Origin of the sequence: uncultured Phyllobacterium sp., assembly GCF_902479695.1 — a bacterium.
Lineage (GTDB): Bacteria > Pseudomonadota > Alphaproteobacteria > Rhizobiales > Rhizobiaceae > Phyllobacterium > Phyllobacterium calauticae.
Genome location: NZ_CABSQF010000003.1, coordinates 140311 through 154381, shown reverse-complemented (window position 1 = coordinate 154381; position 14071 = coordinate 140311). Strand labels below are relative to the sequence as shown.

Annotated in this window: 14 protein-coding genes; 1 reads left to right on the top strand and 13 read right to left on the bottom strand. The window is 59.3% G+C overall.

Annotation, left to right across the window (positions count from 1 at the left end):
• Positions 1 to 38 precede the first annotated feature (38 nt).
• Positions 39 to 596: an SH3 domain-containing protein gene (locus RDL77_RS03170; RefSeq protein WP_374042648.1), complete on the bottom strand. Its 558-nt coding sequence runs from the start codon at positions 594 to 596 to the stop codon at positions 39 to 41.
• 185 nt (positions 597 to 781) lie between these two features.
• Between RDL77_RS03170 and RDL77_RS03165 the strand changes: the two genes are divergently transcribed.
• On the top strand, positions 782 to 1783 hold the full coding sequence (locus tag RDL77_RS03165; RefSeq protein ID WP_223612408.1) for a D-glycerate dehydrogenase: 1002 nt from the start codon (positions 782 to 784) through the stop codon (positions 1781 to 1783).
• A gap of 26 nt (positions 1784 to 1809) precedes the next feature.
• Here RDL77_RS03165 and RDL77_RS03160 read toward each other — a convergent pair whose 3' ends face one another.
• From RDL77_RS03160 to RDL77_RS03105, 12 genes are all read right to left on the bottom strand, one after another.
• Entirely contained in the window at positions 1810 to 2223 is a 414-nt protein-coding gene (locus RDL77_RS03160; protein WP_288191772.1) for an aconitase X swivel domain-containing protein, read from the bottom strand.
• The gene (locus tag RDL77_RS03155) at positions 2220 to 3476 is read right to left on the bottom strand and encodes an aconitase X catalytic domain-containing protein (protein WP_288191771.1); all 1257 of its coding nucleotides are present in this window, start codon (positions 3474 to 3476) and stop codon (positions 2220 to 2222) included. The genes RDL77_RS03160 and RDL77_RS03155 overlap by 4 nt, the downstream gene beginning before the upstream one ends.
• 21 nt (positions 3477 to 3497) lie before the next feature.
• On the bottom strand, positions 3498 to 4280 hold the full coding sequence (locus RDL77_RS03150; RefSeq protein WP_288191770.1) for a molybdopterin-synthase adenylyltransferase MoeB: 783 nt from the start codon (positions 4278 to 4280) through the stop codon (positions 3498 to 3500).
• A 49-nt stretch (positions 4281 to 4329) separates the two neighbouring features.
• Entirely contained in the window at positions 4330 to 4644 is a 315-nt protein-coding gene (gene sugE / locus RDL77_RS03145) for a quaternary ammonium compound efflux SMR transporter SugE (protein WP_105736796.1), read from the bottom strand.
• Positions 4645 to 4925: 281 nt separating this feature from the next.
• Positions 4926 to 5630, bottom strand: a complete 705-nt coding sequence (locus RDL77_RS03140; protein ID WP_288191769.1) for a glutathione S-transferase N-terminal domain-containing protein — start codon at positions 5628 to 5630, stop codon at positions 4926 to 4928.
• Between the two features lie 140 nt (positions 5631 to 5770).
• Complete coding sequence (gene recF, locus RDL77_RS03135) at positions 5771 to 6934, bottom strand: DNA replication/repair protein RecF (RefSeq protein WP_288191768.1); 1164 nt, start codon at positions 6932 to 6934, stop codon at positions 5771 to 5773.
• A gap of 20 nt (positions 6935 to 6954) precedes the next feature.
• Positions 6955 to 8073: a DNA polymerase III subunit beta gene (gene dnaN / locus RDL77_RS03130; RefSeq protein ID WP_223612033.1), complete on the bottom strand. Its 1119-nt coding sequence runs from the start codon at positions 8071 to 8073 to the stop codon at positions 6955 to 6957.
• A 186-nt stretch (positions 8074 to 8259) separates the two neighbouring features.
• Positions 8260 to 9810, bottom strand: coding sequence for a chromosomal replication initiator protein DnaA (gene dnaA / locus RDL77_RS03125; RefSeq protein WP_374042655.1), 1551 nt, complete (start codon positions 9808 to 9810; stop codon positions 8260 to 8262).
• Between the two features lie 865 nt (positions 9811 to 10675).
• Entirely contained in the window at positions 10676 to 10942 is a 267-nt protein-coding gene (rpsT, locus tag RDL77_RS03120; RefSeq protein WP_105736677.1) for a 30S ribosomal protein S20, read from the bottom strand.
• Between the two features lie 156 nt (positions 10943 to 11098).
• Positions 11099 to 11872, bottom strand: coding sequence for an enoyl-CoA hydratase (locus tag RDL77_RS03115; protein ID WP_288191767.1), 774 nt, complete (start codon positions 11870 to 11872; stop codon positions 11099 to 11101).
• Between the two features lie 13 nt (positions 11873 to 11885).
• Positions 11886 to 12779, bottom strand: a complete 894-nt coding sequence (mutM, locus tag RDL77_RS03110) for a bifunctional DNA-formamidopyrimidine glycosylase/DNA-(apurinic or apyrimidinic site) lyase (RefSeq protein WP_288191766.1) — start codon at positions 12777 to 12779, stop codon at positions 11886 to 11888.
• On the bottom strand, positions 12772 to 14007 hold the full coding sequence (locus RDL77_RS03105; protein ID WP_223612028.1) for a phosphopentomutase: 1236 nt from the start codon (positions 14005 to 14007) through the stop codon (positions 12772 to 12774). Before RDL77_RS03105 ends, mutM begins: the two co-directional genes overlap by 8 nt.
• Positions 14008 to 14071: the final 64 nt, after the last annotated feature.

The window sequence follows — 14071 nt, the reverse complement described above, 5'->3', positions numbered from 1 at the left end:
GACGGGCATGTGAGGCAAGCCCGCTCGGATTCTATGGATTAATCAAACTTCTCGCCGGGATAGGCACCCCAGATATCCGATTGGCGCATCCAGCCGCTGGCGCCGCTGAATATCAGCCGGCACCAATCCCCATTGCACATCTTGAGGGTTGCCAGAACGCCGGGCTGCACCTGCGCCACGATGCCCGCCTTGTCATCGGCGCTGCGATAGACATTCAGCATGACATTGTCCTTGTCACGCTGCCACGGGGCTGTCATCGCGGTGCGCTTGCCGGAGAGGAGGGACTGATAGACCCAGCCTTCCGTTCCCTCGGAATCGCGAATGCGCCGCCAGTTGTCATATTCCTGGACGATTTCCACCGGCAGGCCCGATTTCAGAAACAGCCACGTCACGGCGTAGTCGCGTCCCGGTCCGACGCGCAAATTGACGCGGCCGGGTTTCAGGCTGACAAAACGCGGCAATGGCAGGCCGCTGGGGCCAACCTGTTGGGCGGCATAGGCCGTGGCAATGCCGGGAATCGCCGCGGGAACGGCGAGGGAAAGGGCCGACGCAATACCGGCGGTCAGTGTGAAAGAACGAATAAATGAGATGCCCAACAAAATCAGTCCTTCATCGTTCTGAGCTCTTTTCCGGCAATTATGCGGTTGAACAAGGAACGATCCCTATTTTTCTTTGTCTTTGACGCGCCGCCTTGATAGACAAGTATCGGAGCTCAAGAGCAATTGCAGTTTGCAATGACTTGGTTAAAGAGGTCTCAATATCATCGGAAAAAGGGAGGGGAATATTGGTTAACAAAAAGCCTCTGGTCGTCATCACCCGAAAACTGCCCGATTCCGTTGAGACGCGCATGCGTGAACTCTTCGAAGCGCGGTTGAATGTCGATGACCGGCGGTTGTCAAAGGCGGAACTGATCGAGGCCGTCCAGCAAGCCAATGTTCTCGTGCCCACGGTTACCGACCGTATCGATGAAGAGATCATCAATGCAGCCGGTCCGAATCTCAAGCTTATCGCCAATTTCGGCAATGGCGTTGACAATATCGACGTTCCTGCCGCCGCCAAGCGCGGCATCACTGTCACCAATACCCCCAATGTCCTGAGCGAAGACACCGCCGACATGACTATGGCCCTGATGCTGGCTGTGCCGCGGCGCTTGGTGGAAGGCGCATCCATTCTTCTCGATGACGGCAAATGGGAGGGCTGGGGCCCGACCTGGATGCTTGGGCGGCGTATCTGGGGCAAGCGCCTCGGCATTGTCGGCATGGGCCGTATCGGCACTGCCGTTGCCCGCCGCGCCAAGGCTTTTGGCCTGTCGATCCATTATCACAACCGCAAGCCGGTCAGTCCCAGGACAGAAGTCGAACTGGAAGCAACCTATTGGGACAGTCTCGATCAGATGCTGGCCCGAATGGACATCATCTCAGTCAACTGTCCGTCCACGCCCGCCACGTTCCATTTGCTCTCGGCGCGGCGGCTGGCGCTGATGCAGCCTTCCGCTTTCATCGTCAACACGGCGCGCGGCCAGATCATCGATGAGCAGGCGCTGATCGCCCAGCTGGAAACCGGAAAGCTCTCCGGCGCGGCGCTTGATGTCTTCGAACACGAGCCGGCAGTCAATTCAAAGCTCCGTAAGTTGGCCAAGGCGGGCAAGGTCGTCATCCTGCCGCATATGGGTTCGGCAACGCTGGAAGGCCGCATCGACATGGGCGAGAAAGTGATCATCAATATCCGCACCTTCATTGACGGGCATCGTCCGCCGGACCGGGTTTTGCCCAACCTCGTTTAAGCCGGTGTCGCTGGCAACAACGCGAATTATTGAACGCTGACCATCCCGACAACATCAATCGCGAGCGTTTGATCGATCAGGTGGGTAAACTCCCTGCGGTCGAGTTTGACAGCCATGGGCGTTGCGTGGCCCATCTCCTGCGCGACAATCAGGCCCAGGAGGAGAATGGCGTCGGGCTCATGCAGGATGATGGCTGCGGGTGCGAGACCGGCAGAAACGAGTTCCAGAAGCACGGCTGCCGCCGATGATGACCCGATGGTTCCCGGTAGGCACAGAACCTTGCCGGTGATGGCGATGCCGTGCTGGGGATGGCGCACGTCGGCGATCCGTCCGGTCTTGGGATTGACGCCGCCCCAGAAGCTGATGGGGGCTGTCAAAACCAGCGCCTCTGCCAGAGCTGGCTGGCCTTGCACAAGAATTTCTGTTTGAAACCGGTTCATTCGGTGGCTCCAAACACTGGGTGCCCGGTAACGGCACTTTCCACACATTCGGCCATGGAGCCGTAAATAACGCCATAACCCGTATTCCCCGGCGCATAATGGGCAAACTTTCCCGAATTGGTCATCAGCACGGCATTGTCGATATCGGGCAGGATGGGCGTGACGACGACACAGGTATCGGCGACGATAATGACGCCGCTCTGTTCCAGTATCAGGCGTTTGCCGCTGCTTTCGAGCGCGGCGAGGGCATGGCGGCCTGTGCAGGCATAGAGCGGAACATGGAGATGACGCCCGGCGATCAGCCGCTCCAGGCGATCAAACTCGGCGCCGGAAAGATGCGGGCTGCCGATAGCCACGGCATGGATGGATTCGGCGCCGGCCGCTGTGGACAGCCTGCGCCGGGAATCTCCGATCATGTCGGTGGTGACTTTGATCACTGTTTCCGGCGCCCGATGATGCAGGGCGGTCGCAAGGTCCGGCGCTTCGGGCGTAACGCCGGCCACGTGGAAAAGCCCGACGGCACCGGCGGAGGCCGCTGCTGCGCCAAAAGCTTTCAGCGCATCTTCTCCGGGATGATGTTCGATACCGGTGACAACACCCACGGCATCGCCCATTTCCCGCCCGTAAAGACTGCCAAGGATCGGCCACGCGGCCTCGGATGCCAGGAACTCCGCGTCCAGCCCCGATACATCGAAGACGATTCTGGCCCGGCGGTTTTCCGGGAGATGAAATCCGTAGTACGGGGCGTAGCCTGCAATGGCGCAGGCGATATCGAGAAAGTCGCCATTGCGGTTGGTCCGCGCGCCGAAGACGGAATTGCAGAAGACCACCGCATTGGATTCGCCCCAGGCGACGTCGCTGCCATAGGCGGGACGGTGCCCGGCCTGATAGGGCGCGCATGTCCATGTCGGTTCGCAGCCGAGCGTCCGGTAGGCATCCATCATCCGCCGGGCCATGCCGCGCTCATGCGGCTCCAGCCGGTTCTTCGAACAGCCGGTCAGGTCAAGTGAGCCGACATTGAGCGTGGCTCTCACGGCAACCCTTGCCCCGCCTTCCACGAGCTTCTCGGCAAACAGCGTGCCGGAATCCCCGTGATAGAGCGCGCCGTCGATATGGGCTGAGGCAATGGGAATGAGCGACGGGGCGCCCATCAAGCGGGCTGTCGCCGCGACAATGCGCAGAGCCATCGCCGCGCCCTCGCCGCGTGCACCATTGGCGATTGCCCTTTGCTCCGCAGTCAGCTCAAGCGCCATGGCGAAGGGCCTTCTGTCCGCTCACGCCGCAGCTCCGGCGGTGTTTGCCTTGTACCTGATCGTCTCGAAGCGCGAGCTCAATGCATCGTAAAGCAGCAGCCTGCCGATCAGCGGCTCGCCGATACCGGTGATCAGCTTGATGACTTCGGTGGCCTGCAGGCTGCCGATAACACCGGGGAGCACGCCGAGAACACCGGCTTCAGCGCAGGCAGGCACGAGACCTGGCGGCGGCGGGGAAGGGAAGAGATCGCGATAGGACGGGTTCTGTTCGCCCTTGCCATTCCGTTCATAGGGTTTGAGCGTTGTCAGGGAGCCGTCGAACCGTCCGAGCGCTGCGGAAACCAGCGGGCGTTTTCCCGCTGCACAGGCATCGGCAAGCAGATAGCGTGTGTCGAAATTGTCCGAGCCGTCGACGACGATGTGATAACGGCTGATGAGATCGGCGGCGTTATCGTGTGCAATGCGCGTTTCATGGGCTTCGACCGTAACATGCGGATTGATCGCGGCAATGGCGCGGACGGCGCTTTCGACCTTGGGCGAGCCGACGAGGTCGGTGTCGTGTATGACCTGCCGCTGCAGATTGGACAGCGAAACCCGGTCATCATCGACAATGCCAAGCGTACCGACGCCTGCGGCCGCCAGATACTGCAGCACCGGCGCGCCCAGTCCGCCAGCGCCCACGACAAGCACGCGGGCGCGCTTGAGCTTCTGCTGGCCGGGACCGCCGATCTCCGCCAGGATGATGTGACGGGCATAGCGTTCAAGTTCAGTGGAGGTGAAGGCAGGGTTTTCAGGGTCGCTCATGGCGCTACATTAGAACAAGATGGACCCCGAATGCAGCATCCGATTTGTCTCAGGCAAGAAATTTCAACCCGGCAATGCCGGAGACGATCAGGCCGATGCAGACGAGACGGATGACCGTTGCCGGTTCTCCGAAAAGATACATGCCGAGCAGCGCGGTACCGACCGTGCCGATACCGGTCCAGACGGCATAGGCGCTGCCCACGGGCAGCTCACGCAGGGCAAGGCCCAGCACGAGAACGCTGATCACCATGCTGGCGCCGGTCAGTACCGACGGCGTCAACCGGGTAAAACCGTCGGTGTACTTGAGCCCGATGGCCCAGCCGATTTCAAAGAGTCCTGCGACGACGAGATAAATCCAGGCCATGACGACCATCCTTTTCCATGTGCGGGCCGCCCCGGCTTGTGTTCAGACGCAGCCTTTTACGGCCGCGAGGAGGTCGTCCTCCAGAGTTCTATCTAGGCTGGCGGAATTGCCGGGGCAAGTTTCCGGCCGCTGAGTAATTTTGGTGTTTAACATCAAGCGGAATGAACGAAGATCATCTCCAACAATACCCCGGATACCACACTCCAGCCGGGGCGCAGGCAAACGCCGCCAAAGCGGCGGCGTTCAGAGGTTCATAACAAGGAATCGGAGCAGTCGGGCGCCTATGGGCGCTTGGGTATATCAAGACCGCGCTGCACCGCTGGGCGTGCAAGCCCGCGCTCGAGCCACGCCGGGACATTCTTCAGGCTGGTATAGTCGACCAGTTCGCCCGCACCGTAGAAGCCAACCAGGTTGCGCACCCAGCCAAGCGTGGCGATATCGGCGATGGTGTAGTCGTCATCCATGATCCACTGACGGCCTTCAAGGTGCGTTTCGAGCACGCCGAGCAGACGTTTCGATTCAGTCACATAGCGCTCAAGCGGACGTTTGTCCTCATACTCCCGGCCGGCAAACTTATGGAAAAAGCCGACCTGACCGAACATTGGGCCAATGGCAGCCATCTGGAAGAACACCCACTGGATGGTCTCGTAGCGCCGGGCCGGATCAGCAGGCAGGAATTTGCCGGTTTTCTCGGCGAGATAGAGCAGGATCGCGCCGGATTCAAACAGCGGCAGAGGCTTGCCGCCCGGACCATCCGGATCGATGATCGCGGGAATCTTGCCGTTGGGGTTCAGTGACAGGTATTCCGGCGTCCAACTTTCATTCTTGCCGATATCAACGAGATGGGTCTCATATGGCAGCCCAAGCTCTTCAAGCATGATGGATACCTTCACGCCATTGGGTGTCGGCAGCGAATAGAGCTGAAGGCGGTCGGGATGCTGTGCCGGCCAGCGCTTGGTAACAGGGAAGGCAGAAAGATCAGACATGGGAATTCCTTTGTTGGATCAAGGCACCGGGCCATAACAGCCCTGTGTCCATGGAGGCCTTGTTTCACGGGATTGTTGCAGAAAGAATTCGATTCTCCGGCATGCTAACACGGCCGCAGGCGGGCTTGCCATCACCCGCTCTATCCGGCGTGCACTTCTCCGTGCGACACGTCAAAAAACTGCGCGCGGCCGGCTAGGCTGGAAAACAGCGAGCGGTCAGTACCCGTCATGAAGGCCTGTCCGCCAAGGTCTTCGATGATGTCAAAAAGGGCGGCGCGGCGGCCTTCATCAAGATGGGCGGCGATCTCGTCCAGAAGCAGGATGGGTGCCATGCCCGCCAGTTCTCCCGTGAGGCGCGCGTGCGACAGGATAAGGCCGATGAGCAGGGCTTTCTGCTCGCCGGTGGAACAGAGTTCGGCAGGCATGGCCTTGGGCCGGTGGCGTACCAGCAGGTCGGAGCGGTGCGGACCATCCAATGTGCGTCCCGCCGCCCGGTCACGGCTGCGTCCGTCGTGCAGTGCTCGGCGAAAGGCCTCCTCAACGTCTGTTGCCGATTCGATACCGATGCGTGCTTCCAACTCGCCGTCGAGGATGCAGTCGGCCTTGGGGAAGGGACTGTCGTCCGGCAGCCGCTCGATCATGCCGTTGATCAGGCGCATGAGCTCGGCCCGGGCAGCGGCAATCGCGATGCCGAGCTCCGCCATGGGAGTTTCAATGGCGTCAAGCCAGGCGCCGTTGCTGCGCTCTTCCGTCAGCAGGCGGTTGCGGCTGCGCATGGCCTTCTCATAGTCGAGCACACGGCGGCCATGCGCCGGATCGATGGCCAGCACCATCCGGTCGAGAAAACGCCGCCGGTCCCCGGCCGCGCCGGTAAAGAGGCCGTCCATCGAAGGCACCAGCCAGAGGATGCGGGAATATTCCAGGAGGTCGTCGGCACTGGATGCGGTGACACCATTGATGCGCACCCGCCGCGCCGTATCGCCCGGTGCATTGCCTGCAAGTCCGGTACCGACATCCACGGAGCCCTCCTCGGTCTCGATGGCCGCATGGATGGCAAAACCATCGGGCGCGTCATTGCGGGTGACATCCGTATAGGTGGCGCGGCGCAAACCGCGGCCGGGAGAAAGAAACGAGACGGCTTCCAGCAGATTGGTCTTGCCCGACCCGTTCTCGCCGGTCAGCACCACATGCGACGGGCCGAGCCGCAATGACAGGTTTTCGTAATTGCGGAAATGCGCAAGCTTCAACCGGCTGATCGAAACGCGGGCCGGTTTGCCCGCGTCCGTTCTGGGATCATCGGTCACAGCGGGATTGTCCGTTTGCGTCAAACCCGCATCGGCATGAGCACGTAGAGCGCATTCGCATCGCCTGTATCACGCACCAGTGTCGGCGAGCCGGCGTCGGCCAGCATGAAGATCGCTTCCGTGCCGGAAAGCTGGGCAGTGATGTCGAGGAGATATTTGGCATTGAAGCCGATCTCGATCGGATCGGAGTCATAATCAGCCGCAAGCTCGTCCGTGGCGCTGCCCGAATCCGGATTGTTGACTGTCAATGTCAGCTGGCCATCGGCAATCGTCAGCTTGACGGCGCGGCCGCGCTCGCTCGAAATCGTCGAGACACGGTCAACGGCAGACGCGAAGCTCTGGCGGTCGATGGTCAGTTTCTTGTCGTTGCCGGATGGGATGACGCGCTGATAGTCCGGGAATGTGCCGTCAATCAGCTTGGAGGTCAGAACCACCGAGCCGATGGTGAAGCGGATCTTTGTGTCCGACAGTTCGATGGTCACGGCAATGTCGGGATCGTCGACAAGCTTCTGCAGCTCGGCAACGGTCTTGCGCGGAATGATGATGCCGGGCATGCCTTCCGCGCCGGAAGGCGCTTCCAGCTCGGCGCGGGCCAGACGATGTCCGTCCGTGGCCACGGCGCGCAGCTTCAGCGAACCCTCGCTCTCGATGGCATGGAAATAGATGCCATTGAGGTAATAGCGGGTTTCTTCCGTGGAGATGGCGAATTGCGTCCGTTCGATCAGGCTTTTCAACGCCGTGGATGTGATGCGGAATGTGTGTGTGAAGGATCCTGCGGTCAGTTCGGGGAAATCCGATTGCGGCAGGCACTGCAGGCGGAAATTCGACCGGCCCGAGGTCACCGTCATGGAATTGCCGTCGGCATTGGTTGCCAGCATCACTTCCGCGCCGTCGGGCAGCTTGCGGACGATGTCATAGAGCAGGTGGGCCGGCACGGTGGTGGCACCGGATTGTTCGATTTGCGCGGCAGTGGCTTCGGTGACTTCAAGGTCAAGGTCCGTGGCCTTGAGGGCAAGGCTTGCACCCTCGGCATGCAGAAGAACGTTCGAAAGAATCGGAATGGTGTTGCGTCGTTCGACCACGCGATGAACATGGTTGAGCGACTTCAGAAGATTGGAACGTTCAAGAGTTACACGCATGATAAACCGGTCTCACTGTCTTATTCGACCCAAAGCCCGTGAGGGCCTGCGGCGCTTTTTCTGGCGAGAGGGCGAAGTTCCCCCAAGGTCAAGCAAATTGGCAGAAAGTCACCCTAAAAAGCAAGCCTGCGGCTGGCTGCAACGCACCATACCGCAGGCTTTCTGTTGATAAGTGGTGAAGTAGCCTTATTGGGCCTGGTCGTTGATCAGGCGCTTCAGGAGCTCGAGTTCCTGCGACAGTTTCTGGTCCTTGCCGACAATATCTTCGATCTTGCGCACCGCATGCAGAACGGTTGTGTGGTCACGGCCGCCGAAACGCCGACCGATTTCCGGCAGCGAGCGGGGTGTGAGCATCTTGGCAAGATACATGGCGATCTGGCGCGGCTTGACGATGGTGCGCGTGCGCCGGTTGGACAGAAGGTCCTGCTTGGAGACGTTGTAATGGCGCGCAACGATGCGCTGGATTTCTTCGATGCGGATACGCTTGGCTTCACCGCCGCGCATCAGATGGCTGAGCAGTTCGTCGACGCGGTCAACCGACAGGTTCGGCTCGAAGGTCTGGCGGAACAGCAGCTGGTTGAAAGCGCCTTCCAGCTCACGGCCGCTTCCGGTGACGGACTGGGCGACGTGATCGAGAATCTCCGGCGAAATATCCAGGGACTGGTCTTCCTGCTGGGCGGCAACCAGGCGGCGCTTGAGAATCTCAAGGCGCATCGCATAGTCCGGCGAAATCATTTCAAGGGCAACACCGCCCTGCAGACGCGAACGCACGCGCGCATCGAGCGATTCCAGCTCTGACGGCGGGCGGTCAGCGGCAACCACGACCTGCTTGGCACTGTCGAGCAGCGTATTGATCAGATGGCAGAATTCGTGCTGGATCGATTTGCCCTGCAGGAACTGCATGTCATCGATGATCAGGAGATCGATATCGCGCAGCTGTTCCTTGAACGACAGCGCGTTGTTGTCGCGAATAGCCGTTGCGAAACGCCACATGAAATATTCGGCAGTCAGGTACACCACGCGGGCGCGCTCCGAGCGCTTCAGGGCATCGGCGGCGATGGCCTGCAGCAGATGCGTCTTGCCGAGGCCGACGGAGGCGTGAATGAACAGCGGATTGAAACGAACGGCACTGGCGCCGGCATCCGCAATGGTGCGCGCAGCAGCCAGGGCCACCCGGTTTGGCGTGCCATCAACAAATGTCTCGAAAGTGTAGCGCGGATCCAGCGGTGAACCGAACACGGAGTTCTGTCCCGGGCGATCCGTTGCACGGTCGGCAAAATGTGCCGGTGCCTTCTTGTCCTGCGATGTGCTGCCAACGGGAAAAACCGGCTTGTCGCGGGCAATCGCACGCTGGTCGGCCCGCAAGGCAGGCTCTGCCTCAAGCGAGGGGCGGCTGGCGCGGCTGGCGCTGCGGAAAACGATCTCCACCTTCAGGACCTGCTCATCCTCCTCATGCCACAGCGTGTTGATCATGTCGGAGTAGTGGTTGTTGATCCAGGAACGAAGAAATGCGGTCGGCACGGAAAGGCGAACAATGCTCTTGGATGTCTCATCCAGCTTCAGGCGGCCGAACCAGCTGGAGTAAACTTCATTTCCGAGTTTGGCTTTGAGCTTGGTCTTGACCCTCTCGAAAATCGTCTCGCCCTGGCTGCCGGCCGATACCATACTTTTCCCTTCGTCCATATGGAGCGGGACCATGGCTGCATTCGTGCCGTTTTCCATTATTCCGCTGGTCATTGTCATTGCCTCATCCTGATATTTATCTGTTCGGGCTTGATAGTGCCCGTGTTCGCATGTGGACCGGTCCATGACCGGTTGCAGTCCTCAAGAGCCGGTCACCCCTATGACCGGCTTTCAATCTCCTGGAGCTAATTGTTGGATAAGGTCAGGGACGCGTAGTACAGGTCTGAACAATCTCGCACCGAAATTCTAAAAACCGCCACGTCCACATCCCTTTCAACTTTGGCGCAAAAAGACTCACGCCCGGCTGATGCCAGCGCTGCCAACTTGCTTCTTTTCTGAAACGATCCAAGGTCGTACAACCCGGATACCCGACAAAAACGTACTCGTTACGCAAACGAAAAATCTGCGTCCGAACCCACTAATTTGATAAGCCTGTTAAATGGGTTTTTGCCCACCCCTTCGATGTCTGGACCTTACAAAAACCTTTGCAGGGAGGGCAAGGGCAGGCGCGCCGCTTTTTTAGTGAATTAAAGGTTAACGCTTTTGCGTTTTTTTTAACTACCTCCGGTTGGGCAGGGAAAAAGCCTTCGGATTCAAAGCCTTTTTTGGAATGCCGATTTTGCTGCACTGCGGACTCACGCGATCAAAAAAAAATATTAAATTATCGCTTGACATAGGCTGGGGTGACAGATTCTTCCGGCTAGGGTCTGGCGATTATGGCTACCTGCCGTAAGTTATTGAAATAAAACAAGAAATGATGGTTGTCGCTTTTTGTATGAAACTATTTATGACCAGCATATGTCAGGGTTTTGATATGCCACAATCTTTTTCATCGGAAACGAATTTATGCCCAAAAAAATGGCAAATAAAAAACCCGGCTAAGGACCAGCCGGGTTTAAAATAGATTATTTGTGTCTGATTAGGCAGACATGCCCTTAAGGCGCTGTGCGAGACGGGAAACCTTCCGGGATGCCGTATTCTTGTGCACGACACCCTTCGTGGCAGCGCGCATCATTTCCGGTTCAACAGCCTTGAAGGCTACGGAAGCGGCTGCCTGATCACCGCTTGCCACCGCATCTTCGAACTTGCGAAGGAAGGTGCGCACGCGTGAGCGGCGGGATTTGTTTACTTCGGTGCGGGCTTCAATCTTACGCGCCGCTTTCTTGGCCGAAGGAGTGTTGGCCATGATGCCTCTCTTTTCTGTCAGCTACTCGGCAGCATCAACGCGGCCGTCACAAAATAATAGGGTGGCCGAGGGGCCACCAAACGTTGTCGGGCTTATAGATCACGTTTCCGGTTGCGTCAACTTGGAATCGTCGCCTTGCCGGTGGATATTTCGGCCTCAGCGATTCTTGAAATTCGGGGCGCGTTTTTCCGCGAAGGCAGCCATCCCCTCCTTCTGGTCTTCCAGCGCGAACATGGAATGGAATACACGCCGTTCAAATCTCAATCCTTCCGAAAGGGTCGTTTCATAGGCCCTGTTGACCGTTTCCTTGGTCATCATGGCGACAGGCAGCGAGAAGGAGGCGATCTTCCGGGCAGCCTTCAACGCTTCCTCCACCAGATCGCCGGCCGGGACAACACGCGAGACAAGGCCGCAACGCTCCGCTTCCGCCGCATCCATCATTCGCCCGGTCAGGCACAGATCCATCGCCTTGGACTTGCCGACAAAGCGCGTCAGCCGCTGTGAGCCGCCCATGCCGGGCATGACGCCGAGGGTGATCTCCGGCTGGCCGAATTTGGCGGTATCGGCCGCGATGATGAAATCGCACATCATGGCGAGCTCGCAGCCGCCGCCCAGCGCATAACCGGCCACAGCGGCGATCAGCGGCTTGCGCAGGCGCGTGACCCGCTCCCACTCGCTGAAATAATCGCCGAGATAGGCATCGGCGAAATCCAATGTCTGCATTTCCTTGATGTCGGCGCCTGCGGCAAAGGCCTTTTCCGAGCCCGTGATGACGATGGCACCGATACCATTGTCCCGGTCGAAAGCTTCAAGCGCTGTGCTGAGTTCGCCGAGCAGGGCGGAGTTGAGTGCATTGAGCGCCTGTGGACGATTGAGCTGGATGAAACCAACTTTCTCACGCGTCTCCACAATGATGTTTTCGTAGGCCATCCGGATACTCCTCCTAATGCTGGCAGATCGGGCAGAAAAACGTCGAACGCCCGCTTTGGACGATGCGGGCTATCGTGCCATCACAGGCAGGACGCGGGCAAGGCTCGCCTTCACGGTCGTAGACAGAAAATGAATGCTGGAAATAACCGAGTTCTCCGTCCGCCTGCCGGTAGTCTTTCAGGCTGGAACCGCCTGCCGCGATGGCATCGGCGATGACGGAACGAATGGAGGTGGCAAGCCGATCCGCCATGGGGTCTGGATCGCCGCTTTTCCCGGCAATGGATCCGGCCAATCGCCGGGGTGATAATTCGGCCCGCCACAGGGCTTCGCAGACATAGATGTTGCCGAGGCCTGCAATCAGCTTCTGGTCGAGCAAGGCTGCCTTCAGCGGCGCATTCCTGTCGGCGAAGAGCCTGGCCAGCAATGCGCCATCCAACCGGTTGCCTGTCGGCTCGATACCGAGGTCTTGTATGAATTTATGGGTGTTGAGCGCTCCTGGCTCGGCAAACAGCATGAAGCCGAAACGGCGCGGATCGTTGTAGACGATCCGGCTTCTGATCCCGTCTCTTGATTGCACATGGATCACCACATGGTCATGGGTCGTGTTTCTTGACCGGTCATGATGGAAGACACCCGGTGCCGTGTCTGCCCCGTCCTGTTCGATGCGATAGGAGCCGGACATGCCGAGATGACTGATCAGACCCAGTCCGTCATCCATATGCATGATGAGGTATTTCGCACGGCGCTCGAGCGAGTCGATCGTGCGTCCGGTCAGCCGTTCGGCAAACCGGTCCGGAAAAGGAAAGCGCAGATCTGCCCTGCGCTGCTCGACACGCGCAATGGTTGCTCCCTCCATGAAAGGCTGCAATCCGCGGCGGACGGTTTCGACTTCGGGAAGCTCAGGCATGGGATGCAGTGCCCCGCAGGAAGCTTTTTCCGTATGGGCCGGGCGCAATGGCAAGATGGGCTGCGACTGTCTCGCCAATATCGGCAAATGTCGTGCGGATGCCGACAGATCCATGCGGCAGGTCGGGCCCGAAGCACAGAACCGGAACGCGTTCACGCGTGTGGTCCGTTCCCCTGAAGGTCGGGTCGCAGCCGTGATCGGCGGTCAGGATCAGGAGATCGCCGGGTCGCAGTTTCGCCATGGCCTCCGGCAGCCGCCGGTCAAAGGCCTCAAGCGCGGCGGCATAGCCGGGCACGTCGCGGCGGTGTCCGTAGAGCATGTCGAAATCGACAAAATTGGTAAAGACGAGATCGCCGTCCTGTGCGTCGTCCATGGCAATCAGCGTCTCATCGAACAAGGCCATATTGCCGTTGGCCTTGCGCACCTGGGACACCCCCTTGTGCGCATAGATGTCACCGATCTTGCCGATGGCGATGACAGTACGGCCCGCCTCCGTCAGTCTGTCGAGCAAAGTGGGTTCCGGCGGCGGCACCGAATAGTCGCGCCGGTTGCCTGTGCGCTCGAAGGTTTGCGTGGTTTCCCCGACAAACGGACGGGCAATGACCCGGCCGATGTTCAGGGGGTCCACCAGTTCACGAACAAGCACGCACAGATCATAGAGACGATCCAACCCGAAATGCTGTTCGTGCGCGGCGATCTGGATAACGGAGTCCGTGGATGTATAGAATATCGGCTTGCCGCTGCGAATATGTTCTTCGCCATATTCCTCGATGACCTCGGTGCCGGAGGCATGCTTGTTGCCCAGAATGCCCGGCAGACCAGCGCGCCGTACAGCTTCGGCAATCAATGTGTCCGGAAATGTCGGGATTGTCCTGGGAAAGTAACCCCAATTGAAAGTGACCGGTACACCGGCAATTTCCCAATGCCCGGAGGGGGTGTCCTTGCCATTCGACACTTCCTCGGCAGCACCCCACAGCCCGACAGGATCGGCGGCCGGTGCGGGGATATTGATACCGGAAGCGAGATTGGCGGCATGAACAAGGCCCAGTGAACTCAAATGCGGGAGAGTGAGCGGGCCGGAGCGCAGGCCGTCCTTGTCGCCGCGCCCGTCGGCGCAGGCTTCCATGATATGACCGAATGTCGTTGAACCTGCATCGCCGAAAGCTGCAGCATCCGGCGCACCGCCTATGCCAAAAGAATCGAGCACAAAAAGAAAAGCGCGAGACATGCCTCACTCCATCAGAACCAGAATCCACAGATAGGTGAAACTGACGCTGATGACAAACACCATA